21 protein-coding genes are annotated in these 23,391 nt (G+C 65.3%); 14 read left to right on the top strand and 7 right to left on the bottom strand.

The window, feature by feature from the left end:
• The first annotated feature begins 189 nt into the window (after positions 1 to 189).
• Positions 190 to 1,557 (top strand): group II intron reverse transcriptase/maturase, encoded by a 1,368-nt coding sequence (ltrA, locus tag OKW28_RS40630; RefSeq protein ID WP_429451686.1) that lies wholly within the window; start codon positions 190 to 192, stop codon positions 1,555 to 1,557.
• Between the two features lie 120 nt (positions 1,558 to 1,677).
• Here the strand turns inward: ltrA and OKW28_RS40625 are convergent, their stop codons facing one another.
• Together OKW28_RS40625 and OKW28_RS40620 are read right to left on the bottom strand one after the other, a co-directional pair.
• A complete protein-coding gene (locus tag OKW28_RS40625; protein WP_429453776.1) occupies positions 1,678 to 3,018 on the bottom strand; it encodes a GTP-binding protein in 1,341 nt (446 codons plus the stop codon).
• Between the two features lie 145 nt (positions 3,019 to 3,163).
• The gene (locus OKW28_RS40620) at positions 3,164 to 3,607 is read right to left on the bottom strand and encodes a lytic transglycosylase domain-containing protein (protein ID WP_429453774.1); all 444 of its coding nucleotides are present in this window, start codon (positions 3,605 to 3,607) and stop codon (positions 3,164 to 3,166) included.
• A 497-nt stretch (positions 3,608 to 4,104) separates the two neighbouring features.
• On the opposite strand from OKW28_RS40620, the gene gspD reads away from it, so the two are divergent.
• Genes gspD through gspF form a run of 3 tightly spaced genes read left to right on the top strand, consistent with a single transcriptional unit; the run spans position 4,105 to position 9,240 of the window.
• Positions 4,105 to 6,498, top strand: coding sequence for a type II secretion system secretin GspD (gspD, locus tag OKW28_RS40615; protein ID WP_429453772.1), 2,394 nt, complete (start codon positions 4,105 to 4,107; stop codon positions 6,496 to 6,498).
• 5 nt (positions 6,499 to 6,503) lie between these two features.
• The gene (gene gspE, locus OKW28_RS40610) at positions 6,504 to 8,018 is read left to right on the top strand and encodes a type II secretion system ATPase GspE (protein ID WP_429454625.1); all 1,515 of its coding nucleotides are present in this window, start codon (positions 6,504 to 6,506) and stop codon (positions 8,016 to 8,018) included.
• 4 nt (positions 8,019 to 8,022) lie between these two features.
• Positions 8,023 to 9,240: a type II secretion system inner membrane protein GspF gene (gspF, locus tag OKW28_RS40605; protein WP_184036826.1), complete on the top strand. Its 1,218-nt coding sequence runs from the start codon at positions 8,023 to 8,025 to the stop codon at positions 9,238 to 9,240.
• A 76-nt stretch (positions 9,241 to 9,316) separates the two neighbouring features.
• On the opposite strand, the gene OKW28_RS40600 is transcribed toward gspF, so the two are convergent.
• Positions 9,317 to 9,730: a type II secretion system protein N gene (locus OKW28_RS40600; protein ID WP_429453770.1), complete on the bottom strand. Its 414-nt coding sequence runs from the start codon at positions 9,728 to 9,730 to the stop codon at positions 9,317 to 9,319.
• Positions 9,731 to 9,865: 135 nt separating this feature from the next.
• On the opposite strand from OKW28_RS40600, the gene gspG reads away from it, so the two are divergent.
• From gspG to OKW28_RS40560, 8 genes are all read left to right on the top strand, one after another.
• Positions 9,866 to 10,330: a type II secretion system major pseudopilin GspG gene (gene gspG / locus OKW28_RS40595; protein ID WP_429453768.1), complete on the top strand. Its 465-nt coding sequence runs from the start codon at positions 9,866 to 9,868 to the stop codon at positions 10,328 to 10,330.
• Between the two features lie 177 nt (positions 10,331 to 10,507).
• On the top strand, positions 10,508 to 11,044 hold the full coding sequence (locus tag OKW28_RS40590) for a GspH/FimT family pseudopilin (protein ID WP_429453766.1): 537 nt from the start codon (positions 10,508 to 10,510) through the stop codon (positions 11,042 to 11,044).
• A gap of 52 nt (positions 11,045 to 11,096) precedes the next feature.
• Complete coding sequence (gspI, locus tag OKW28_RS40585) at positions 11,097 to 11,489, top strand: type II secretion system minor pseudopilin GspI (protein WP_429454623.1); 393 nt, start codon at positions 11,097 to 11,099, stop codon at positions 11,487 to 11,489.
• Positions 11,467 to 12,141 carry a PulJ/GspJ family protein gene (locus OKW28_RS40580; RefSeq protein ID WP_429453764.1) on the top strand — a complete coding sequence of 225 codons (675 nt, stop codon included), beginning with the start codon at positions 11,467 to 11,469 and terminating at the stop codon, positions 12,139 to 12,141. The genes gspI and OKW28_RS40580 overlap by 23 nt, the downstream gene beginning before the upstream one ends.
• Position 12,142: 1 nt before the next feature.
• Positions 12,143 to 13,258, top strand: coding sequence for a type II secretion system minor pseudopilin GspK (gene gspK, locus OKW28_RS40575; RefSeq protein ID WP_429453762.1), 1,116 nt, complete (start codon positions 12,143 to 12,145; stop codon positions 13,256 to 13,258).
• Between the two features lie 28 nt (positions 13,259 to 13,286).
• Positions 13,287 to 14,696, top strand: coding sequence for a type II secretion system protein GspL (gene gspL / locus OKW28_RS40570; RefSeq protein WP_429453760.1), 1,410 nt, complete (start codon positions 13,287 to 13,289; stop codon positions 14,694 to 14,696).
• Positions 14,693 to 15,196: a type II secretion system protein M gene (locus tag OKW28_RS40565; protein ID WP_429453758.1), complete on the top strand. Its 504-nt coding sequence runs from the start codon at positions 14,693 to 14,695 to the stop codon at positions 15,194 to 15,196. The genes gspL and OKW28_RS40565 overlap by 4 nt, the downstream gene beginning before the upstream one ends.
• A gap of 28 nt (positions 15,197 to 15,224) precedes the next feature.
• A complete protein-coding gene (locus OKW28_RS40560; RefSeq protein WP_429453756.1) occupies positions 15,225 to 16,004 on the top strand; it encodes a type II secretion system protein N in 780 nt (259 codons plus the stop codon).
• Between the two features lie 138 nt (positions 16,005 to 16,142).
• On the opposite strand, the gene OKW28_RS40555 is transcribed toward OKW28_RS40560, so the two are convergent.
• The gene (locus OKW28_RS40555; protein WP_429453754.1) at positions 16,143 to 17,747 is read right to left on the bottom strand and encodes an efflux transporter outer membrane subunit; all 1,605 of its coding nucleotides are present in this window, start codon (positions 17,745 to 17,747) and stop codon (positions 16,143 to 16,145) included.
• Between the two features lie 291 nt (positions 17,748 to 18,038).
• Positions 18,039 to 18,437, bottom strand: coding sequence for a hypothetical protein (locus OKW28_RS40550; protein WP_429453752.1), 399 nt, complete (start codon positions 18,435 to 18,437; stop codon positions 18,039 to 18,041).
• A gap of 258 nt (positions 18,438 to 18,695) precedes the next feature.
• Here OKW28_RS40550 and OKW28_RS40545 point away from each other — a divergent pair, with 258 nt between their 5' ends.
• Both OKW28_RS40545 and OKW28_RS40540 read left to right on the top strand, forming a co-directional pair.
• Positions 18,696 to 19,202, top strand: a complete 507-nt coding sequence (locus OKW28_RS40545; protein ID WP_429453750.1) for a MarR family winged helix-turn-helix transcriptional regulator — start codon at positions 18,696 to 18,698, stop codon at positions 19,200 to 19,202.
• A gap of 211 nt (positions 19,203 to 19,413) precedes the next feature.
• Positions 19,414 to 20,976, top strand: a complete 1,563-nt coding sequence (locus OKW28_RS40540) for a DHA2 family efflux MFS transporter permease subunit (protein ID WP_429453748.1) — start codon at positions 19,414 to 19,416, stop codon at positions 20,974 to 20,976.
• A 51-nt stretch (positions 20,977 to 21,027) separates the two neighbouring features.
• Here OKW28_RS40540 and OKW28_RS40535 read toward each other — a convergent pair whose 3' ends face one another.
• Complete coding sequence (locus OKW28_RS40535; RefSeq protein WP_429453746.1) at positions 21,028 to 21,543, bottom strand: hypothetical protein; 516 nt, start codon at positions 21,541 to 21,543, stop codon at positions 21,028 to 21,030.
• Positions 21,544 to 21,766: 223 nt separating this feature from the next.
• Positions 21,767 to 23,383, bottom strand: a complete 1,617-nt coding sequence (gshA, locus tag OKW28_RS40530) for a glutamate--cysteine ligase (RefSeq protein ID WP_429453744.1) — start codon at positions 23,381 to 23,383, stop codon at positions 21,767 to 21,769.
• Between the last annotated feature and the right edge of the window lie 8 nt (positions 23,384 to 23,391).

Here is a 23,391-nt window from a genome sequence, read left to right as displayed (position 1 = left end):
GGTGCCGTAAATCCGGCGGTTGTGCGGTGAAGGAGTGCGTTCTTACCTGGGGAGATCTCGCCTCATGCCTGAAAGGGCAACGGTGTCGAACCGGAGCGGGAAGTCAGCCGAGGTCGTAGTAGTCACAGGACAGGTCGGCAAGGCTGAAGCTGGTGACGAAGGACCGAACGGGAAGGAGTGTTCAGGGATATGCCGATGCGGCAGGCAATGCGTCAGATGCCCGTGCAAACGGGGCGAGCGGGAGCAGCGCGTGGTGAAGCTGCGCATGTACCTGTGAGCGACGAAGCCGGCTGCCCGCGGCATGAACCCGGGAGCACAAGGTCAGCGTTGCTGGAAGCGGCGTTGACGAGAGAGAACCTGAAGCGGGCGTTCAAACGGGTGCGGGCCAACAAAGGAGCCGCTGGGGTGGATGGTCTGGGCGTTGACCAGACTGCGCGCCATCTGGTGACGGCGTGGCCAGCGATTCGTGAACAACTGCTGAAGGGGACGTACCGGCCCAGCCCGGTACGGCGGGTGACGATTCCGAAGCCGGACGGAGGCGAGCGCGAGCCTGGTATCCCGACGGTAACGGACCGGTTGATCCAGCAGGCTCTGCTGCAGGTGCTGCAGCCGGTTCTGGATCCCACCTTCAGCGAGCATAGCTACGGCTTCCGGCCCGGACGGCGTGCACACGATGCGGTGCTTGCCGCGCAGTCGTACGTGCAGTCAGGCCGGCGAATCGTGGTGGACGTTGACCTGGAGAAGTTCTTCGACCGGGTCAACCACGACATCCTGATCGACCGCCTACAGAAACGCATTGGAGACGCTGGTGTAATCCGGCTGATCAGGGCGTATCTGAACAGCGGCATCATGGATGATGGAGTGGTTCAGCAGCGAGCCCAGGGCACGCCGCAAGGCGGGCCGCTATCGCCGCTGCTGGCCAACGTGTTGCTGGATGAGGTGGACAAGGAACTGGAGCGGCGGGGCCACTGCTTTGCGCGCTACGCCGACGATGCGAACGTGTATGTTCGTAGCCGCCGCGCGGGCGAACGGGTAATGGTGCTGCTGCGACGTCTGTATGGGCGATTGCGCCTGAAGGTCAACGAGACCAAAAGTGCGGTCGCGAGTGTGTTCGGTCGCAAGTTCCTGGGTTACAGCTTATGGGTGGCTCCAGGCGGTGTGGTCAAGCGCAAGGTGGCGGCCAAACCGCTGCTGGCGTTCAGGCACCGCATTCGTGAACTGACCCGCCGATCTGGCGGGCGCAGCATGAAGGACGTGGTGGCACGGTTGCGGACTTATGTGCAGGGCTGGAGGGCATACTTCCGGTTGGCGCAAACCCCCAGAGTCTGGCGTGAGCTGGATGAGTGGCTGCGCCACCGACTACGCGCCATCCAGCTTAAGCATTGGCGCCGTGGCTCAACCATCTACCGGGAACTGCGCGCGCTGGGCGCGTCATGCTCTGTGGCACAACAGGTGGCGGCGAACAGTCGCCGCTGGTGGTGCAACAGCGGCAAGCTCCTCAACAGCGTGCTGACCATCACTTACTTCGATCAGCTGGGTGTGCCCCGACTCTCCTAACCTCAACTTCCCGAACCGCCCGGTGCGGACCCGCATGCCGGGTGGTGTGGCAGGGGCGCAGCCTCAGGCTGCCCCCTATGCCGATCCATGCATATGGTTCAAGCGCGGGACGTGCTTCGTTCAGTCATGACGATGCGCGTTCTCGCCGTGGTCATGTCCGTAATGTTCGCAGTCGTCGCCGTGCCCGTGATGATGATGGCCGCGATCATGATCATGATCGTGGTCGTCGAACTCCCACGCCGGGAACGGATCAGGGAGCTGCTGCCAGGCTTGCGGCCCGAGCGCGTATTCGTCGTCGGTGAGCAGACAGGCGTCGAACTTCGCGCGCCAGATGGCGGGGTCGATATCCACGCCGATCAGCACGAACTCCTGACGACGATCGCCGATGCTGGTATCGTCCGGCGCGCCGTACCAGTCGGCGGCGATTTCGGCGGCCAGCTCGTCGTCGCCTGCCGGCCATTCGCTGCGATCCTGCGCGGCCCACCACATGCCCGCCGGACCGTGCCGGCAAGCGCCACCGGCCTGCGATAGCGAACCGCCGATATCGTTGCGCGTCGCGAGCCAGAAGAATCCCTTGCTACGCAGTACGCCCTTCCACTCCCGATGCAGCAGCTCCCACAGCCGCTGCGGATGAAACGGCCGGCGTGCGCGATAGACGAAATGGCCGACGCCGTATTCGTCGGCTTCGCTGCGATGCATGTGGCCGTGTTGACCGCCGTGCTCGTGCTCGAGTGCCGCGAGCCAGCCCGGCGCATTCGACGCTTCGTCGAAATCGAAGCGTCCGGTGTTCACGATCTGGTCGAGCGGCACGTCGGCGAAGCGGCTCACGAGCTGCACCGCGCGCGGGTTCAGGCGGGCGAGGATGCGCTGCAAACGCGCTAGCTCGTCGGCGCTGACGAGATCGATCTTGTTCACGACGAGCACGTCACAAAACTCGATCTGCTCGATCAGCAATTCGACGATCGTACGGTCGTCGTCTTCGTCGACCGTGATGCCGCGTTCGGCGAGCGCGTCGGCCGACGCATAATCGCGCAGGAAGTTGAACGCATCGACGATCGTGACCATCGTATCGAGCCGCGCGACGTCGCCGAGCGACGCGCCTTCGTGGCCCTCGAATGTAATGGTTTCGGCACTCGACATCGGCTCGGCGATGCCGCTCGATTCGATCACGAGCGCGTCGAAGCGATTTTCGCCGGCGAGGCGACGGATTTCGTTTTGCAGCTCGTCGCGCAGCGTGCAGCAGATACAGCCGTTCTTGAGTTCAACGACCTGCTCGCCGACGCTCGACAGGTCGGCCGCCTGGCGCACGAGCGTCGGGTCGATATTGACCGCGGCGAGATCGTCGACGATCGCGGCGACGCGCAAACCGGCGCGATTCGCGAGGATGTGATTCAGGAGCGTGGTCTTGCCGGCGCCCAGAAAACCGGAGAGCACGGTGATGGGCAATAGCGGCTGGTTCATCGCGGTACGGAATACGGGAGGATTGAAAGGCGTGCCGGGGGCGGGGCCAAATGGTCGGCGTCGCTGCGACGGCGCGACAGCAGCATGAAGCCGCATTGTGCATTAAAACGGGCGCGGCCTGCGCGAGCGACAGCGCTGGAGAAGCCTACCGCGCGGGCATCAACTTCCAGCTGCGTAGAATCGCGGCGATCTGTTGCGCGTATTTGTCCCGCAACGCCGGCGTCTCAGAGTGGTATGCTCCGACCGCCTGCCAGGTATTGCCGTATCTGTTCATCTGGCGGCGCAGATGCCACGCCGCGATATAAACGTTCTTGCACGGCTCCATCAGCGTGCCCTGCGAGATCCCGTACTGGGCGAGCACCGGCAGATGCACCGAATTGATCTGCATCACACCGTAGTCGGTCGAGCCGTTCGCGTTCTTGTGCTGCGCATCCGGCCGGTTGTGCGACTCCTGCCACGCGATAGCCCGTAAAATCAATGGGTTGACCTTCTGATACTTCGCCGCTTCGTCGAAGCAGTCGGCGCGCGCGGAGCCGGCTGCGACGAGCAGCGCGAGCATGGCGGCGACGGTGACGAGCGGACGTTTCATCGGTCAACAGGACTGGATAAACCCGAGGTAAGAATCGGTAAGGCAGTTTGCCGGCCGCGTTTCGGCCGCAACGGCAAGCTGGCCGGGCATTTGTCGAGCATCGGGGAAAAACCCGCGTCAGCAAACACGTAGCAGTGAGTCGAACGGCTCGTATCATACCGGCAGTCCGACCTTCGTCAAGTTGGCTAACCGACATAAGACCGTACAAAGCCGGGTAATGGCGTCTGTGTACGGTGCCGGTTAGCTTTCAATTTAATAACAACCCTGCGATCCCTAAGGATTCGCATGAGGCCCATTGTTTTGTTTCAAATCCGACATGAAAAGCTGTTACTGTTCGTTTTTTTCGGACGTCGGGACGCTGGAGCTCGAAGCGAAACTCGCTTTTGGGGCCGGCTCACAGACCGACCGGGCGGTACTTTGCTGCCAGGTCCGCATCGCATGACCGTCGGTGGCAGAGGCTGCCGGCATCGATATCACATTCCATGAGAAGAAATTGTATGGCTTTGCGTCGCGTGGCAACGGCGCTGCTGGTGGCTGGACTGATCACCGCGCAGACAGCACAGGCAGAGGTGACACTCAACTTCGTCAACGCCGACATCGACCAGGTCGCCAAGGCGATCGGCGCGGCGACCGGCAAGACGATCATCGTCGATCCGCGGGTGAAGGGGCAACTGAACCTCGTGTCCGAAAACGCGGTACCCGAGGATCAGGCGCTCAAAACCCTGCAGTCCGCGCTGCGCATGCAGGGCTTCGCGCTCGTGCAGGATCACGGCGTGCTGAAAGTGGTGCCGGAGGCCGACGCCAAGCTGCAAGGCGTGCCGACCTACGTTGGCAACGCGCCGACGGCGCGCGGCGACCAGGTCGTCACGCAGGTCTTCACGCTGAGGAACGAATCGGCCAACAACCTGCTGCCGGTACTGCGTCCGCTGATTTCGCCGAACAACACCGTCGCGGCCTACCCCGCCAACAATACGATCGTCGTCACCGACTACGCCGACAACGTGCGGCGCATCGCGCAGATCATCGCGGGCATCGATAGCGCGGCAGGCCAGTCGGTGGCGGTCGTGCCGCTGAAGAATGCGAATGCGATCGACATCGCGCAGCAGATGAACAAGATGCTCGATCCGGGCTCGATAGGCAGTACGGACGCGACGCTGAAGGTGTCGATCGCGTCGGATCCGCGCACCAACTCGCTACTGATGCGCGCGTCGAACACCGCACGTCTCGCGGCGGCAAAGGAGCTCGCGAAACAGCTCGACGTGCCGACCACGATGCCGGGCAACATTCACGTCGTGCCGCTGCGCAACGCGGACGCGACGAAGCTCGCGCGCACGCTGCGCAACATGCTCGGCAAGGGCGGCGGCGAAGGCTCGTCGGGCGGCTCGAACGAGGCGAACTCGTTCAACCAGAACAGCAGTGGTGGTGGTGGTGGCGGCGGTCTGTCGAACGCCAGCAATTCGACGGGCACGTCGGGCACGCCACCGTTGCCGTCAGGCGGACTCGGCGGCAGCTCGATGAACTCGCCGTTGGGCGGTGGCGCCTCGGGCTCGAATAGTAGTAGTGGCGGCTTTCTCGGCGGAGAGAAGGAGAAGAGCGAAGACCAGGGCGGCGGCATGATCACGGCTGATCCCGCAACCAACTCGCTGATCATCACGGCGCCCGAAGCGACGTACCGCAACTTGCGCGCGGTGATCGACCAGCTCGATGCACGTCGCGCGCAGGTGTATATCGAGGCGCTGCTCGTCGAGCTGAACTCGAATACGGCCGGCAACCTCGGGATTCAGTGGCAGGTCGCGAACGGTAACTTGTATGCCGGTACCAACCTGTCGACTGGCTCGGGCAACAGCATCGTCAACCTGACGGCGGCCGCGGCCGCTGCCGGCTCGACCGGCGGTCTCGCTACGGCACTGGGCGCCCAGAACTTGCAACAGGGCCTGAACGTTGGCTGGATCCACAACATTTTCGGCGTGCAGGGTCTCGGCGCGCTGCTGCAGGCGCTGTCGCAGACCGCCGACGCGAACGTGCTGTCCACGCCGAACCTGATCACGCTCGACAACGAAGAAGCGAAGATTATCGTCGGTACCAACGTGCCGATCCAGACCGGTTCGTACTCGAACCTGACGAGCGGCACGACGAGCGCGGCGTTCAACACGTTCGACCGTGTCGACGTCGGTCTGACGCTGCACGTGAAGCCGCAGATTACCGACGGCGGCATCCTGAAGCTGCAGCTTTACACGGAAGATTCGGCGATCGTGAACGGTACGAACAACGCGGCGACGAACCCGGCGGGCCCGGAATTCACGAAGCGTTCGATCCAGTCGACCGTGCTGTGCGATAACGGCGAGATCATCGTGCTCGGCGGCCTGATGCAGGACAACTACCAGGTCAGCAACAGCAAGGTGCCGCTGCTCGGCGACATTCCGTGGCTGGGCCAGCTGTTCCGCTCCGAGCAAAAGACGCGCGACAAGACTAACCTGATGGTATTCCTGCGCCCGGTCATTCTCGCCGATCACGACACCACCCAGGCCGTCACGGCGAACCGCTACGACTACGTCCAGGGCATGCAGGGTGCGTACCGTTCGGACAACAACATCATGAAGGATCACGACGATCCGGTCTTGCCGCCGATGCCGCTCGGCCCGAGCCAGGGCGGTGTGCCGGCGCTGAACCTGTTCGATCTGAACCAGATGCGCCGCCAGCAGATGATGCCGCAGCGGGCACCGCAACAGGTGCCTCAACAGGTACCGCCGCAGGCCGTGCCGCAAGCCAACGCGCAGCCCACGACGCAACCCGTGCCGCAAACGATGCCGCAAACCGTGCCGCAACCGGCGGTCGTCGATCCGGCCAGCGGCGTGGTGCCGAGTACGGTATCGCCGGGAGCGCGTCCGTGACGCAGATGCCCGCGCAAACCGCGCCATCGCAAGGTCTGTTGAACGGCGACGCCGCCGCCGGCGAGCGCGCGGCGCCTTCGCCGCTCGCCGCCCGGCTCGTGCCGTACGGTTTCGCGCGCAGCGGCCAGATCCTGGTCGCGCATCAGTATGCCGATAGCCTCGAAGTCTGGATCAGCGAGCGCACGAGCGAAGCCGCGCTTGCCGAAGTCGCGCGCAACTACGGCACGGTATCGGTCGTGCGCGTGCCCGCCGACGATCTCGCGCAGGCGATCAACCAGGCCTATGCGCGCCAGGACGGCAGCGCCGCGCAGGTGGTCGGTGAAGTGGAAGGCGAAGTCGATCTGTCGCGTCTGATGCAGGACATTCCCGAGGTCGAGGATCTGCTCGAATCGGAAGACGACGCGCCGATCATTCGCATGATCAACGCGCTGCTCACGCAAGCGGCGCGCGAACAGGCATCGGATATTCATATCGAGCCGTTCGAGAATGCGTCCGTGGTGCGCTTTCGCGTCGACGGCACGCTGCGCGACGTGGTGCGGCCGAAAAAAGCGCTGCACGGCGCGCTGATCTCGCGGATCAAGATCATGGCGCAGCTCGACATCGCGGAGAAACGTCTGCCGCAGGACGGCCGCATTACGCTGCGCGTCGGCGGTCGTCCGGTCGACGTGCGCGTATCGACGCTGCCCACCGGCCACGGCGAGCGCGCGGTGCTGCGGCTGCTTGAAAAAGACGCGGCGCGACTGAATCTCGAAGCGCTGGGCATGGCATCCGACACGCTCGGCAAGTTCGACAAGCTGATCGGCAAGCCGCACGGCATCGTGCTCGTGACGGGCCCGACCGGCTCCGGCAAGACCACGACGCTGTATGCGTCGCTGTCGCGACTGGAGACGGCGACCACCAACATCATGACGGTGGAAGACCCGATCGAATACGACCTGTCCGGCATCGGCCAGACCCAGGTCAACGAGCGGATCGGCATGAGCTTCGCGCGCGCGTTGCGCTCGATTCTGCGTCAGGATCCGGACGTCATCATGATCGGTGAAATCCGCGACCTCGAAACCGCGCAGATCGCGGTGCAAGCGTCGCTGACCGGCCACCTGGTGCTCGCGACGCTGCACACGAACGACGCGGCATCCGCGGTCACGCGTCTGACCGACATGGGCGTCGAGCCGTATCTGCTCGCGTCGTCGCTGCTCGGCGTGCTCGCGCAGCGGCTCGTGCGGCGGCTGTGCCCGGTGTGTCGCGAAGAGCGCACGGAAGAGGACGGCAGCAAGCGCTGGCATCCGGTCGGCTGTGACCGTTGTGGCCAATCCGGTTACGCGGGACGGCGCGGCGTCTACGAGCTGCTGCTGATCGATGAAACGATCCGTGCGCTGATCCACCGCAACGCGGCGGACGCCGAAATTCTCGAAGCGGGCCGCGCGCACGGCATGCGCACGCTGCGCGAGGATTCGGAGCGCTGGCTCGCATCGGGACTGACGTCGCTCGAAGAAGTGATTCGCGTGACGGGCGGAGCATAAGCGCATGCCGGCATTCCGTTTCGAAGCGATCGACGCGGCGGGCAAGGCACAAAAAGGCGTGCTCGACGCCGACAGTGCGCGCGGCGCGCGCACCAACCTGCGCTCGCAGGGACTCACCCCGCTCGTCGTCGAACCGGCGGCGTCGCGTACGCGCGGCGAGCGCAATCAACGGCTCGCGCTCGGGCGTCGTCTGTCGCAGCGCGAGCAGGCCATTCTGACGCGGCAGCTCGCGAGTCTGCTGATCGCGGGTCTGCCGCTCGACGAAGCGCTCGCGGTGCTCACCGAGCAGTCGGAGCGCGACTACATCCGCGAGCTGATGGCGGCGATTCGCGCCGAAGTGCTCGGCGGTCATTCGCTCGCGAATGCGCTGCAGCAGCATCCGAAGGACTTCCCCGAGATCTACCGGGCGCTCGTCGCGGCCGGCGAACACACGGGCAAGCTCGGCCTGGTGCTGTCGCGGCTCGCCGACTACATCGAGCAGCGCAATGCACTGAAGCAGAAGATCGTGCTGGCGTTCACGTATCCGACGATCGTCACGATCATCGCGTTCGGCATCGTCACGTTCCTGCTCAGCTATGTGGTGCCGCAAGTCGTCAACGTGTTCGCGAGCACCAAGCAGCAACTGCCGTTTCTGACGATCGTGATGATGGCGCTGTCCGGCTTCGTGCGGCACTGGTGGTGGGCGATGCTGATCGGCGCGATCGTGGTCGTCTATCTGGTGCGCGCGACGCTCAGGCAACCGGGCCCACGGCTCGCCTTCGACCGCTGGCTGCTGACCGCGCCGCTGATCGGCAAGCTCGTGCGCGGCTATAACACGGTCCGCTTCGCTAGCACGCTCGGCATTCTGACCGCGGCGGGCGTGCCGATTCTGCGCGCGCTGCAAGCCGCGGCCGAAACGCTCAGCAACAATGCGATGCGCGAGAACATCGACGACGCGATCGTGCGAGTGCGCGAAGGTACGTCGCTGTCGCGCGCGCTAGGCAACACAAAGACGTTTCCGCCGGTGCTCGTGCACCTGATCCGCTCGGGCGAAGCGACCGGCGACGTGACGACGATGCTCGATCGCGCGGCCGATGGCGAAGCGCGCGAGCTGGAGCGTCGCACGATGTTCCTGACGAGCCTGCTGGAGCCGCTGCTGATCCTGGCGATGGGGGGCGTGGTGCTGGTGATCGTGCTCGCGGTGATGCTGCCGATCATCGAACTGAACAACCTCGTGCAGTAGTAGTCGTCGTAGCGCGAGGAAGCAAGAGAAAGGATTTGCGCGGCGGGCGGTATCAGCCGCGCAACCGCTTCGGGTTTCAGCGCACGTAAATGGTGGGACCGCTGGAGTTGGCGGGGAGGAAGATTTCCGAATGGGCGCCATTGCGGTCGATGATGATCGAGCGGGCGCGGACTTCGGAGAGCCTGGTGCCTTGCATCAGCGTGCTGCCGAGCGACACCGCGCGCGGCGGCTCGCCACCGACGCTGACGATCGCCGCGGCGCCTTCGCTCAACGCGAGGATGCCGAAGAGATGGATGTCCTGATTGACGTTGCGCGTGAGCTGTCCGCCGAATAGCGTCGCGGCCTGATCGGTCGAGACCTGCGCATGCGCTGCCGCAGCCGGCAACGGCGCGCCGGACATCGTGATGAGCGTGATGACCCAGTAGGTCAGCGTCGCGCAGAAAGCGGCGAACAGCGCGAGCGACAGGAGGCGGATTTGGATGGCGTTCATGCGCACATTGTACGGACTATTGTGAAAATCGCGGTGGGTTGAAACCCTTCAACTGCATGACATTAAAATGACGGCCCGGCGTGTTCAATCTGATAACCCGGACCGAAAATTTCACCTGAAAAGAGGTAGCAACCTATGCAACTGTCGACCATTCGCCGCGCTGACAACGCGGGTTCGCGCGGCCGTCGTCAACGCGGTTTCACGCTGATCGAAATCATGGTCGTGATCGCCATTCTCGGCATTCTCGCCGCGCTGATCGTGCCGAAGATCATGAGCCGTCCAGACGAAGCGCGGCGCGTTGCCGCGAAGCAGGACATCGGCACCGTGATGCAGGCGTTGAAGCTCTATCGCCTCGACAACGGCCGCTATCCGACCCAGGAGCAAGGCCTGCACGCACTGATCGAAAAGCCGTCCACCGACCCGGTGCCGAACAACTGGAAGGAAGGCGGCTATCTCGAGCGTCTGCCGAACGATCCGTGGGGCAATGCGTACCAGTACCTGAATCCCGGTGTGCACGGCGAGATCGATGTGTTCAGCTACGGCGCCGATGGCAAACCGGGCGGCGAAGGCAACGACTCCGACGTCGGGTCCTGGCAATGAACAGGCTGAACCTGGCATCCCACCAGACCCGATGATGTTCATGCACGCGCCCTCCTTGCCACCGGTTCGGCCGCTTGTTTCGCCAGGCGCCCTGCCCGCCACGCCGTTATGTTCGCGGCGCGTGCAAGCGTGCGTGCTTCACCGATGCATTGCTGTATGAATTTCCGTTGATCGTCGATGGCCGGCACTATGCGCACGTCCGCTTGCAAGTCCCGTGTGGACACTCCGTGTACGGCTTCGCGGCCGCGCTCCCGCCTGCGCCGCCGCGCGGCAGGCTTCACGCTGCTCGAAATGATGGTCGTGCTCGTGATCGCGGGCCTGCTCGTGTCGCTGACCGCGGTCACGATGACCCGCAATCCGCGCACCGATCTGAACGAGGAAGCGCAGCGTCTCGCGTTGCTGTTCGAATCGGCTGGCGATGAAGCGCAGGTGCGCGCGCGGCCGATCGCGTGGCAGCCGTTCGAGGGCGGCTTCCGTTTCGATCAGCGCACCCAGGACGGCTGGCGTCCGCTGCGCGACGATCTGCTCGGACCGCGTCAGTGGGAAGGCGGCGTGACCAGTGTCGCGATCAGTTACCCCGGCTCGGATTCGAACGCCGATCGCATCGTGTTCGGTACCGAGGCGATCGACGTGCCGGTGCAGGTCACGCTGTTTTCGGCGGCCGGCCAGGCGACGATCGTCGGTACCGGCAATGGCCGCTACGAGGTGCGCTGAGATGCGGATGCTTCGCTATGGCAGTTCGGTCCGTGCCCCTTCCCTCTTCATGATGCGCGATGTCGGGTGCCGCGAGGAGCGTGGCTTCACGATGATCGAGGTGCTGGTCGCGCTCGCCATCATCGCGATCGCGCTTGCCGCGTCGCTGCGCGCGGTCGGCAGTCTCGCGAGCGGCGAAGCCGATCTGCACCGGCGTCTGCTCGCCGGCTGGAGCGCGGACAACGCGCTCGCGGACCTTCATCTGAAGCGTGCATGGCCCAGCATCGGCTCAACGAGCTTCGATTGCTCGCAAGGCAATCTGCAACTGCGCTGTACCGAGCATGTGACGGCGACGCCGAATCCGGTGTTTCGCCGTGTCGAAGTGATGGTGACGATGCCTGGGCAGTCCGGCAATCTCGCGCAGATGGTCACGGTGGTCGCGAATGAAAACAACCGCTCGCTGTGAGCGCCGCCGCCGTTATGGCGCGCGCGGCTTCACGCTGATCGAACTGCTGGTCGCGATCGCGATCCTCGCGGTGATCGCCGTGCTGTCATGGCGCGGGCTCGATCAGATCATCCGCGGCCGCACGACGATCACGAACGCGATGGAAGACGAACGCGTGTTCGCGCAGCTGTTCGACCAGATGCGCATCGACGCACGCCAGGCCGCCAGCGACGACGAATCAGGCCAGGCCGCGGTCTCGGTGTCCGGCAACGCGCTGCAGATCGTGCGGCACATGGTGCTGCCGGCCACCGCGCCGCGTCTGCAGGTGGTGCGCTATCAGATCTCGAACGGCCGCGTGGTGCGCTACGCGTCGCCGCCGCTCGGCAACGTCGGCGAATTGCGGCGCGCGTTGCACGGCAGCGACGAAGACTGGAGCGCGGTGCCGCTGATGGGTGGCGTCGGCTCGATCTCGGCGCGCATGTACGTGCCGAAGCTCGGCTGGACCATACGGATGAACGACGTACAGACCGCGATGACCGAGGCCGTCAACAACCTGAAGGTGCCGCAGCTCGGCAACGCGCCGATGCCACGCTCGGTGACGGGGCTCGAGGTCAGCATCGGCGCAACATCGCTCGCGCGGCCGGTCACGCGCGTTTTTCTGGTCGGAGAATGACATGACGTTCTCCTCGTCGTCGTCGAAAAAGTCGGCATCCGGTTCGCGCGTGGCCGGCGCACGGGAGCGCGGTGCGGCCATCATCAGCGCGCTGCTCGTCGTCGCGCTGTCGGCGATCCTCGTGTCCGGCATGTTGTGGCGCCAGCAGGTACAAATCCGGCGCATCGAGAATCAGCGGCTGTTGTCGCAGGCGCAATGGGTCGCGCGCGGCGCGCTCGACTGGACCCGGCTGATTTTGCGCTCCGAAGGCGATACGTCGGCTGGCATCACGTATCTGGGCGGCTTGTGGGGTGTGCCGATCGCGAAAACCCGGCTGTCGGATTTTCTCGGCCAGATTGGCGAGGTACGCGCTGAGCAAGGCGCGGCCACCTACCTGTCGGGCTCGATCGAGGACGCGCAGTCCCGATTCAATCTGCGCAATCTGGTCGCAAGTCCGGCGCCCGGGGTGACGCAAATCAGCGCCGAGCAGATGGCCGCGTATCAGCGCCTGCTGGTGTCGCTCGGCCTGAGCGGGCAGCTCGCCAAAGTGACCGCGCTGCACGTGCGCGCGGGGCTGTCGCAATCGGCGACGCGCTTTCAGACCGGCACGTCGATCAGCAGCACGCCGCAGGTGGCTGGCGGCGGCGGTATGACGGGCGGCAACTTCACGAACCAGCCCGGCATCGAGGACGGCGAGGACAACGTGGCGGTCGCGCCGCTGCTGATGACGAGCGTCGATTCGCTGCTCGATATTCCGGGCTACACGCCGGAGATCGTCGCGAAGCTGCGGCCGTTCGTCACCGTGCTGCCTACGACCACCGCGATCAACATGAACACCGCGTCGGCCGAAGTGATCGCGGCGGTGGTGCCGGGCATGACCGTGTCGCAGGCGCAAGCACTCGTGGCGCGGCGCCAGACCGTGTTTTTCCGCAACGCCGGCGACGTGCAGCTCGCGCTGACCGCCGCCGGTGTGCAGTCGGTGTCGATCGATCCGAACCAGTTCGACGTCAATTCGAGCTACTTTTTAGTCCACGGCAGTGTGCAGCACGAGCGCGCCGAAGTGGATCGCACGACGCTCGTCTATCGCGATCCGCTGACTCACACCACGCGTATCGTGCGGGTACAAGACCAACTATGAACAACGCAATCCATAGAGAGAGTGGCCTTTGAGCACGCTGATCGTCCTATTGCCGCCGCGTGATCCGGCGGTGCCCTCGCAGGAATGGCAACTGCCCGAGCTGCCGTTCGTGCTGCTCGACAAGACGGGGCGCACGCAGCGCGCCGGCCGCTCGGCACTCGCGCTGCTGCCGCGCGCCGGCACGACGGTGCTGATGCTCGCCGCGCGCGACCTGCTGCTGATGCCCGCGACGCTGCCGCCGCTGCGTGGCCCGAAGCTGCGCCAGGCGCTGCCCAATATCGTCGAGGATCAACTGATCCAGGACCCGCAGACCTGCCATATCGCGGTCGATCCGCAGGGGCTTGGTGAAGGTCGGCACCTGCTCGCGGTCATTGATCGCGGCTGGTTCCGTTTCATCTGTGAGGCGTTCACGGCGGCCGGTCATCGCAGTCTGCGCGCGGTGCCGGTCACGCGTTGCCTGCCGCTGGCGCCGGTGACCGAAATTGCCGCGAACGCCGATGAAACAGCCGAAGTGCGCGAGCCGGCGATGGCCGGCGCGGCGAGCGTCGCGACGTCGCTACCGGGCGTCGCGCCGGTAGTCGCGCCCGAAGCGCCGTCCATCGTGCCGATGGTGGCCGCGGTGCTCGGTGCGGTCGTGCAGACCGCACCCGCCCTGCTCGTCGAAGGCGCGCTCGACAGCGGCGTGCCGCGCGTCGAACTGGCGATTGCACGCGGTGTCCAGGGCGAGGGTTTCGCGGCGCCGGCCGATGCGGTGAACGCGACGCTGTCCGCGCTAGCGGGTGCGGCGCCGGTGTCGCTGTACATGCTGACCGAGGTGCCCGGCAACGAGCCGAACCAACCCACGACGAGTCCCGCGCGGCTCGCCTCGCATATTCACGGCGCGAGTCCGCTGCCGTTCGAGCAGCTCGCGCGGCGCGCGCTCGAATGCCGCTTCGACCTGTGCCAGTTCGAATTCGCGTCGCAGCCGTGGCGCCTCGATCGCGCGACGCTGCGGCGTCTGCGTCTGCCGATCGTGCTCGCGGTCGCCGCGCTCGTCGTCGCGATCATCGGCGCGAACGTGCAGTGGCTGATGCTTGCGCGTCAGCGTGACGCGATCAACACGCAGATGACGGAGCTGCTGCTCAATACGTTCCCGAAGACGACCGTCGTACTCGACGCGCCCGATCAGATGGCGCGTCAGGTGCAACAGCTGCGCGTGGCGGCGGGCGAGCTGTCGCCGGAGGACTTCCTGTCGCTCGCCGACGGCCTCGCGCGCTCGCTGTCGCCGCTGCCGGTCAACGGCATTGCCGCGCTCGACTATCACGAGCACCGCCTCGACGTGACCTTCAAACCCGCGGTCAAGGTCGACCCCGACTTCGCCAAGCGCCTCGCGCGCAACGGCCTTACCGGCGCGATCGACAGCAGTACCGGCAAGTGGACCATCAGGAACGGACAATGAAAGCTGAACTCGCTCAAACATGGGCTGGCTTCTGGGACCAGCGCACCGATCGCGAAAAGGCGCTGCTGACGTGGGGCGGCGCCGCGCTCGCCGTGGCGATTGCGTGGTCGGTGCTGTGGGCGCCCGCGCAGGAGGGCCGCGCGCACCTGCGTGAATCGCTGCCCAGCCTGCAGCGGCAGCTCGCGCAGATGACTGCGCAGTCGCACGAGGCGCGCTCGCTGTCGGCGGCCGCGCAAGGTGTCGCGCCGACCGGCGCGGCGCTGAAGGACGCGCTTTCCGCATCGCTCGGCGAACATGGCCTCGCCGCGACGCAGGTGCAGTTCGTCGGCAACGCGGTGCAGGTGCAAATGAAAAACGTGGCGTTTCCGGCCTGGACCGCGTGGGTCGATGACGTGCGCAAGCAGTTCAAGGTGCAGGTCTCCGAGGCGCACATCACCGCGTTGAAAGACGACGGCCAGGTCGATCTGACGGTCGCGCTGCAACCGTCGACCGCGAAATAACAACGCGCCGCTCGCTACAGGATCTCGCATGAATTACTGGATGTGGCGCCTGCGTGCGGCGCTACCGTGGCTGGCGGTCGCCGTTTTGTCGATGGCGGCCGTGACGCTCGCGTTACTGCCGGCCGCCTGGATTACGCCGCAGTTCGCGCGGCAAACGCACGGGCACGTCAATCTCGTCGACGCCGAGGGCTCGCTGTGGCACGGCTCGGCGACCGTGATGCTGGCCGCCGGCGCCGATATGAGCGCGGCGACGCTGCTGCCTGGTCGGATCGAATGGCGCACGGCGTTCTGGCCGCTTTTCACCGGACGCGTGCGCATGGTCATGCGCCATAGCGAGGCGATGCCCGACCCGGTCACGGTCGAAGTGACGCCGCGCGGCGCAACCGTCACGCCGGGCGTGCTCGCGGTGCCGGCGTCGCTGCTCGCGGGGCTTGGCGCGCCATTCAACACGCTTGATCTGCAGGGCAACGTGCAGCTGTCGTGGTCCGACTCGCGCAGTTTCAACGGCGAAGCGTTCGGCCAGCTGACGATGATGCTCGACGACGTCAGCTCGCGGGTGTCGCTCGTGAAGCCGCTCGGGTCGTACCGGGTCAGGTTTCAGGCGCAGGGCTCGTCGTCGGCGCTCGATCTGAGCACGATCAAGGGTCCGTTGACGCTGACCGGCAGCGGCACGGTGTCGGCCGCATCGACGTCGTTTCATGGCACGGCGAGCGCCGCGCCGGAACAGCACGATAACCTCGCCGGCCTGCTGAATCTGCTTGGCCGGCCTAGCGGGCCGGATACGGTGGCGCTGACGTTCGTGCACTGAGTTGAGGCTGACGTGCGCTGATGTGTGCCGAGGCGCGTGTTTCGCGCGCGTGGCGCGATGAAAAAAGAGGCATGGCCGCGAGTTGCGACCATGCCTCTTCTGTTTTGTGGCGTTGCTGCGCGGCGAGCGCAGCGGACATTATTTGCTCTGCACCCGCGCTTGCGGCGCGTCTGTGCCCGACGCGGTGCTCTGTGCGATGGACGGCGCGCCGACTGACGTGGCCGCAGCCCTCGGCGCCGATGCCGGCAGCGGCGCGGGCGCCGCGACATCGCCGGTCTCGCGATTCATCTGCGACGCGTCCCAGCTGCCGCCGAGCGCCTTCACGAGCCCCACCGACGACACCATCCGCTGCCCGGCGATATTCTCGAGCTTCTGTTCGGCCGTGAAAGCCGTGGTCTGCGCGGTCAGCACATTGACGAAGCCGACCGTACCCGCCTTGTACTCGTTCGTCACGATGGCGAGCGCCTGGCGCGCCGAGTCGACCGCCTGCCGCTGCACGACGATTTCCTGTTCGAGGATGCGCAGCGACGCGAGGTTGTCCTCGACGTCCTGGAACGCGGCGAGCACCGTCTGCCGATAGGTCGCGACATCAGCGTCATAGGTGGCACGCGCGGCCTCGGTTTGCGCTTTGCGCAGGCCGGCGTCGAAGATCGTCCCGGCCAGTTGCGGGCCGAGCGTCCAGAAGCGCGACGGCAACGTCAACAATTGCGAGAACACCGAGTTCTCGAAGCCGCCGGTTGCCGACAGTGTCAGCGACGGGAAGAAGGCGGCGATCGCCACGCCGATCTGCTCGTTCGCCGCCGCGGCCTTGCGTTCCGCCGATGCGATATCCGGCCTGCGTTCGAGCAGCGCGGAGGGCATCTGCGCAGGCACGGCGGGCGGCGTCGCGGTGAGCGGCATCGGCGGCAGGGAGAACATCGACGCGGGCACGCCGACCAGCACCGCGATCGCGTGCTCGTCCTGCGCGCGCTGGATGCCGTTGTCGATCGCGGCGGCCTGCGCCGATTGCAGCTGCGTTTGCGCCTGGATCACGTCCGAGCGCGCGGCGACGCCGGCCGCGTACTGATTCTGCGTGAGTTGCAGCGAGCGCTGATAGGCGATCACGGTGTCGTCGAGCAGCTTCTGCGTGGAGTCGAGCGCGCGCAGCAGGAAGTAGGTCTGCGCGAGCGTCGCCTGGGCGGACAGGCGCGCGTTCGCGAGGTCGGCGGCCGCGCCCTGCTGGCCGGCTTTCTGCGCGTTGACCGAGCGCGTGACCGAGCCCCACAGGTCGGGCTCCCAGCTCGCCGTCATCTGGACGTTGAAGCTGTTGGTGATGCCCTCGCGACTGGTCGCCGTAGTCGCGTTGCCACTGGTTTGCGTGCCGTTGCCCGAGCGCGTCGCGCCCGCCGACGCACCGATCGTCGGGAAGTACGCTGCCCGCGCTTCGCCGACGAGCGCGCGCGCCTGCCGGTAGCTCGCGGCGAATTGCGCGATGGTCTGGTTCGCGGTGTTGAGCTTGTATTCGAGTTCGTTGAGCTTCGGGTCTTCGTAGATCGCCCACCAGTCGCCGCGGTCGTGTTGATCGGCGGGTTCGGCGACTTTCCAGCCGGGCGCGGCTTCCTTGAACGACGCGGGGATCTCGGTGGCCGGCCGCTGATAGTTCGGACCGACCGCGCAGGCGGCCAGGAGCGTCGCGCAGGCCGCGCTCACGGCAAGGGACAGGACGCGCGGCGCAAGCGCCCGCGACATTCGATCAGACTGCATGCAATGAATTCCTTCTGGACGCCGCAATGCCGCCGGGGAATGGCGCCACCGGCCGGGCGAGATCGTGGTCTGCCGGAATGTTAGCGTATGAGCCCGCGCGAGCGCGGGAAACTGAAAGCCGAAAGGTTAATGCGAGGCCGTGCGCAGTTGTGTTACTTGCGGTGACGCGATGGTTACGCGTTGTTACCGGCGGCGCGAGAGGCTGCAGGTTCGCGGTGGTTCAGATGGCGAGACGAAGCGAAACTGTGTGCCGAAAAGCGCGCTGCGAATCGGTGCACCATCGGTGCACCTTCAGAGCCGCGATTCCGTGGATTGGGTCTGCTGGCGTTGACGCTGGCACGCGAGCTTGCCAGCGGAGGCCCGGCACGACGCACCGCCTGGCGCGAGGCAAGCGTTACCGCTGTTGGCCGTCGCGGGGACGACGTTTCCCGCCTTTATCACGAAGCTTTCCTTAGGCAGCACGATCTCGCTGGATTCCGCGCCCCCAACGCTGCCTTTTCTCGCCCGCTTCGTGCCCCTTCGATGCTCGGCCCAAGCGAGCAACGCGACACCCACCGACCCACCCGGCAGCACGAACAGTCCCGCAAACAGCGCGAGCTTCCACCAGCGGTGTCGGCCCTGGAAGGTAAGGAGTGCGGAATCGGTCAGTGAGCGGCTGAGGCCGCCAAGCGTGTTTTTGAGGTACAGCATCGGGGAAATCCTTTGGCGCGCGTCGCGAGGCGGGCGGCGTGCGGTCGATCGGTCAGAACATGGTCTCGAATGGCGCAGGACGCGCGAAACTCATTGCTTGTCATAATATTGACTATGCAATCAAATTTCAAGATACTGTGCGGCGCAAATGATTCGAGTGTTGTATTTCGGTTGGCCTCGTTGCGCACCGCAAAATGCGATTTGACTTGTCTGCTTAGGCAGCTAAACTTCGTCTTGCCTGGATGTTGCGGATACCCCATGACTGATGGCCCCTACAAAGCGGACGAGGTCGAGCTCACGAGCAGTCTCGGCTACTACCTGACGAAAGCGCGCAATGTACTGGTCGAGCGCACGGACCGTGCGGTCAAGCCGCTCGGGCTCACCGCGCAGCAGATCGGCGTGATTCTGATGCTGTCGTCGCGGCGCGCGAGCACGCCATTCGAACTGTCGCGCGCGATGTCGTACGACAGCGGCTCGATGACGCGTCTGCTCGACCGGCTGGAAAAGAAGGGCTTCGTCGTGCGCACGCGCAGCAGCGACGACCGACGCATGGTGAAACTTGAGCTGACGCAGCAGGGCCACGAGGCCGCGCGCCAGTTGCCGAACCTCGGCGCAACTGTGCTGAACGACCAGTTGCGCGGCTTTACCGCCGAGGAGCACGCGACGCTGATTCACCTGCTCGCCCGTTTCATCGCAAACGGTCCCGAGGGAGGCGCCGACGTGGGTTGCGGACCGGCGCCACCGCCGGACGAGCTGCCGGGATGAGCCGAAGCATGCGTCAAACAACGGTCGTCGTCGGATGGCGGCGGCGCGTCATCACGAAGTACTAGCAGGACAATCACGAGGCGCTTTTCCAAGGCGTCATTGTCATTAGATATCTGTCTGGGCAGAGGGTGATGCGGCATGCAAGCAACGTATCTGAAGCACGCGATAAGGCTGCCGCGACAAGCTTTCGCCGCCTGAGGAGAACAAACCTATGGATGCCACGGCTTCCAACGCCACGCTGCCCGCAGCAGAACTCGCCCCGCTCAAGGGCGGCACGCTCGCGCTGCTGACCGTCGGCCTTGCGCTCGGCACCTTCATGGAGGTGCTCGACACCTCGATCGCGAACGTCGCGGTGCCGACCATTTCCGGCAGCCTCGGCGTCGCCGCAAGCCAGGGCACCTGGGTGATCTCGTCGTACTCGGTCGCCTCGGCGATCGCTGTGCCGCTGACCGGCTGGCTCGCGCGACGCGTCGGCGAGGTACGACTTTTCACGCTGTCCGTGCTGCTGTTCACGATCGCGTCGGCGGCCTGCGGTTTCGCGCACAACTTCGAATCGCTGATCGCATTCCGGCTCGTGCAAGGGCTCGTGTCCGGGCCGATGGTGCCGCTGTCGCAGACGATCCTGATGCGCTCCTACCCGCCCGCCAAACGTGGACTCGCGCTCGGCTTATGGGCGATGACCGTGATCTGCGCGCCGATCTTCGGCCCGGTGATGGGCGGCTACATCACCGATAACTTCACGTGGCCGTGGATCTTCTACATCAACGTGCCGATCGGCCTGTTTTCGGCGTTCTGCGCGTATCTGCTGCTGCGTGGCCGCGAGACGCAGACGACGCGCCAGCGCATCGACGCGGTGGGCCTCGTGCTGCTCGTGACCGGCGTGTCGTGTCTGCAGATGATGCTCGACCTCGGCAAGGACCGCGACTGGTTCAACTCGACGTTCATCGTGGCGCTCGCCGTGATCGCGCTCGTGTCGATCGCGTTCCTGCTCGTGTGGGAGTTGACCGAGAAGGAGCCGATCGTCGACCTGTCGCTGTTCAAGGATCGCAACTTCGCGCTCGGCGTCGTGATCGTCTCGTTCGGCTTCATGGCGTTCTTCGGCTCGGTGGTGATCTTCCCGCTATGGCTGCAAACGGTGATGGGCTATACGGCCGGCCTCGCGGGTCTCGCCACGGCACCGGTCGGATTGCTCGCGCTGTTTCTGTCGCCGATGATCGGCAAGAACATGCATCGGCTGAATCTGCGCATGGTCGCGAGCTTCGCGTTCATCGTGTTCGCGATCGTGTCGTTCTGGAACTCGACGTTCACGCTCGACGTGCCGTTCGGCCACGTGATCCTGCCGCGGCTCGTGCAGGGGATCGGCGTCGCCTGCTTCTTCGTGCCGATGACGACAATCACGCTGTCGAGCGTGTCCGACGAGCGTCTTGCAAGCGCGTCGGGTCTGTCGAACTTTTTCCGCACATTGTCGGGCGCGATCGGCACCGCGATCAGCACGACGTTCTGGGAAAACGACACGATCTATCACCACGCGATGCTTGCAGATTCGGTCAGCACGTATTCGGCGAACACCAACGCCTATACGAATGCGCTGGCGGGCGCCGGGCTCTCCGGCGACAGCCTGACCGCGCAGCTGAACCAGGTGGTGACGAGTCAGGCGTACATGATGGCCACCAACGACTTCTTCCGCATCTCGGGCGCGGCGTTTATCGTGCTGGCGGTGCTCGTGTGGATCACGAAGCCGCGCAAAGGCACCGGGCCCTCATTAGGACACTGAAGCAAACGCGCGGCAGCGGCGAACGCATCGCCGCTGCGGCCACCGCTCGATCTATTGCGACATCGCCTCGCCATTCGGCAGCGTGGTCGTGTTACGGGGCATCGTCTCCGGATGCGTCGCATCGGGCGCGTTCTGCGATGGCGTCGCGCTGCCTTGCGGCGCGCTGGCGGCTGTGCCCGTGGTGCCTCTCACATACTGCTTGAAATCCGCACCGGCTTCCCACGGATTCGGCTTGCAGCCGAGCGAGCTGTCGCAATGCGCCGAAAAGCCGATCGTGGTGGTGCCATCGGGACCTGCGGCGCGCGTGATCTGAAACGCGAGCGCGCGCTTGCCGCCGTCCGGGCCGGCGGTCTGGATCAGCGAGTCGTTAGCGGTCTCGATCTTGTACTTCGAATGACTCGCGACCCACGTTTGCGCCCGTTGCCACCAGAGGTCGCATTCGGCCTTGTTCGAACACGTCAACGGCCTGGTCGCGATCTGCATGACATCGGGATCGACCTGACCCTGGGTCGAGCATGCCGTCGCCGCCACGAGACACAGCGCGGCCAACAGAGCTTTGTTCTTCACGTCGATACCTCCCCTGTGGAGCATGTCATAAGATTTTGGACCACCCCATCGAAGCGGTGTTTCACCCAGATCAGAGAATCGCGACGTCGCGCGGAGTATTTGCCGATTCCGCGGACGCCTGAAGAGCTCAATCCGTAGAGGTTACCTGCGCGTTACTCGGGGCAAAGAAAAAGCGGCCACGTGGGCCGCTTGAAGCACTTCCGGGATGCTGTGGTCCGAACGCTCAGACGCTGAAGCGATTGAGCGTATAGGCCCGATACGCAGCGACGAACGCATCGAACGAACCAACCTCGTCGCGTTCGAGCTTCGCCTGTTCGTCGAGCGATCGCACCGCGAGGTCGGCAAACGCCTTGGACTGCGCGGCATCGAGCGGACGCGCACGGAAGTACGCGGCGTGCGCTTCGCTTTGCGCGAGGCCGAACGCGAGGAAGCTTTGCTGCTGGTCGCGCATCGTTTGCAGCACGCGCGCCGATGGCGTCAGCGACACGTCCGCGAGCTTCGCGCGTTGCGCGGCGACCGCGCGCGCGTGTTCGTCGCCGCCCTTCAGGCTGTCGAGCACGGCCGCCGCGGCGTCGATTTTCACGAGCAGTTCGTCGGCCCAGTCGATCATCGCGACCGGCTTGCCGTCGCGAACCAGTTCGAGGCCTGGCTTGCGGCCTTCCATCGTCACGCGGCCGAAGTTCTGGTTCGCTTCGGTGTACGCAGGCGGAGGCAGGGACGCGCTGTCGTCGAGCGCGCACACGAGCAGGTACGCGTCGAGAAAGCGCGACGTTTCCAGCGAAATGCCGGCCGGCTCGAACGGATCAATGTCCATGCAACGCACTTCGACGTATTGCACGCCGCGCGCGGCGAGCGCATGCAACGGCCGCTCACCCGGATACGTGACGCGCTTCGGACGAATCGTCGAATAGAACTCGTTTTCGATCTGCAGCACGTTGGTGTTGATCTGCACCCACTCGCCGTCGCGTTGCGTGCCGATCCGCTCGTAGGCGGGATACGGCTGGCTCACGGCTTTCGCGAGCGCGTCGAGATAGCCGGGCAGCGTGTCGTAGTCGGCGCGCAGCGCGGCTTGCGCGGTCGTGTTCGAATAGCCGAGATCGCTCATGCGCAGGCTGGTCGCGTACGGGCGGTACAGCGTGTCGGCGTCGAACGTGTCGAGCGTGTGTTTGCGATCGCGGAGAAAGCGCCGATCGAGCGCCGGCGACGCGCCGAACAGATACATTAGCAGCCAGTTCGTGCGGCGGAAATTGCGGATCAGCGCGAGGTAGCGGTCGGACTGGAAGTCGACGGCGCTCGCGGTGGATTGCTGATCGGCGTGCAGCAGGCGCCACACGTCTTCGCTCAGCGAATAGTTGTAGTGGATGCCCGCGATGCACTGCATCGTGCGGCCATAGCGCAGCGCGAGGCCGACGCGGTACACGTACTTCAGCTTGCCGATGTTCGACGTGCCGTAGTGCGCGATCGGAATGCCATCGTCGGTGGAGGGCAACAGTCCCGGCATTGAGTTGTTCCACAGGATCTCGTCGCCGAGCTCCGCGTAGACGAAACGATGCAGCACGTCGAGTTGCGCGAGGGTTCCGGCGGCGTCCTGCTCAGCCGGCGTGATCAGCTCGAGCAGCGCCTCGGAGTAGTCGGTCGTCAGCGACGGGTGCGTGAGCGCCGAGCCGAGCGCGCGCGGATGCGGCGTCATCGCGAGCTGGCCGTTGCGCGTCACGCGCAGGCTTTCCCTTTCGATGCCGCGCAGGCCGCGTATCAGCACATCGCGCTGCGGGCTCGAGCCGAGCACGGACAGGCGGTGCGAAAGCGCGTCGGTCGTGCAGGAAGGTGTGGTGTTTGGCATTGATGCAA

This window comes from Paraburkholderia sp. 40, assembly GCF_050434105.1.
Taxonomy (GTDB): domain Bacteria; phylum Pseudomonadota; class Gammaproteobacteria; order Burkholderiales; family Burkholderiaceae; genus Paraburkholderia; species Paraburkholderia tuberum.
The sequence above is the reverse complement of the archived record's forward strand: the minus strand, read 5'-3'. Positions and strand labels throughout refer to the sequence as shown.

Excerpts from the sequence above, each read along its gene's own strand:
- gshA (WP_429453744.1), bottom strand. The coding sequence starts at position 23,383 with ATGCCAAACACCACACCTTCCTGCACGACCGACGCGCTTTCGCACCGC.
- gspG (WP_429453768.1), top strand. The coding sequence starts at position 9,866 with ATGCAACTGTCGACCATTCGCCGCGCTGACAACGCGGGTTCGCGCGGC.
- gspK (WP_429453762.1), top strand. The coding sequence starts at position 12,143 with ATGACGTTCTCCTCGTCGTCGTCGAAAAAGTCGGCATCCGGTTCGCGC.
- OKW28_RS40620 (WP_429453774.1), bottom strand. The coding sequence starts at position 3,607 with ATGAAACGTCCGCTCGTCACCGTCGCCGCCATGCTCGCGCTGCTCGTC.
- OKW28_RS40600 (WP_429453770.1), bottom strand. The coding sequence starts at position 9,730 with ATGAACGCCATCCAAATCCGCCTCCTGTCGCTCGCGCTGTTCGCCGCT.
- ltrA (WP_429451686.1), top strand. The coding sequence starts at position 190 with ATGCCGATGCGGCAGGCAATGCGTCAGATGCCCGTGCAAACGGGGCGA.
- OKW28_RS40580 (WP_429453764.1), top strand. The coding sequence starts at position 11,467 with ATGAAAACAACCGCTCGCTGTGAGCGCCGCCGCCGTTATGGCGCGCGC.
- OKW28_RS40545 (WP_429453750.1), top strand. The coding sequence starts at position 18,696 with ATGACTGATGGCCCCTACAAAGCGGACGAGGTCGAGCTCACGAGCAGT.
- gspD (WP_429453772.1), top strand. The coding sequence starts at position 4,105 with ATGGCTTTGCGTCGCGTGGCAACGGCGCTGCTGGTGGCTGGACTGATC.
- OKW28_RS40550 (WP_429453752.1), bottom strand. The coding sequence starts at position 18,437 with ATGCTGTACCTCAAAAACACGCTTGGCGGCCTCAGCCGCTCACTGACC.
- OKW28_RS40555 (WP_429453754.1), bottom strand. The coding sequence starts at position 17,747 with ATGCAGTCTGATCGAATGTCGCGGGCGCTTGCGCCGCGCGTCCTGTCC.
- OKW28_RS40560 (WP_429453756.1), top strand. The coding sequence starts at position 15,225 with ATGAATTACTGGATGTGGCGCCTGCGTGCGGCGCTACCGTGGCTGGCG.
- OKW28_RS40590 (WP_429453766.1), top strand. The coding sequence starts at position 10,508 with ATGGCCGGCACTATGCGCACGTCCGCTTGCAAGTCCCGTGTGGACACT.
- gspE (WP_429454625.1), top strand. The coding sequence starts at position 6,504 with ATGCCCGCGCAAACCGCGCCATCGCAAGGTCTGTTGAACGGCGACGCC.
- OKW28_RS40565 (WP_429453758.1), top strand. The coding sequence starts at position 14,693 with ATGAAAGCTGAACTCGCTCAAACATGGGCTGGCTTCTGGGACCAGCGC.
- OKW28_RS40625 (WP_429453776.1), bottom strand. The coding sequence starts at position 3,018 with ATGAACCAGCCGCTATTGCCCATCACCGTGCTCTCCGGTTTTCTGGGC.
- OKW28_RS40540 (WP_429453748.1), top strand. The coding sequence starts at position 19,414 with ATGGATGCCACGGCTTCCAACGCCACGCTGCCCGCAGCAGAACTCGCC.
- gspI (WP_429454623.1), top strand. The coding sequence starts at position 11,097 with ATGCGCGATGTCGGGTGCCGCGAGGAGCGTGGCTTCACGATGATCGAG.
- gspF (WP_184036826.1), top strand. The coding sequence starts at position 8,023 with ATGCCGGCATTCCGTTTCGAAGCGATCGACGCGGCGGGCAAGGCACAA.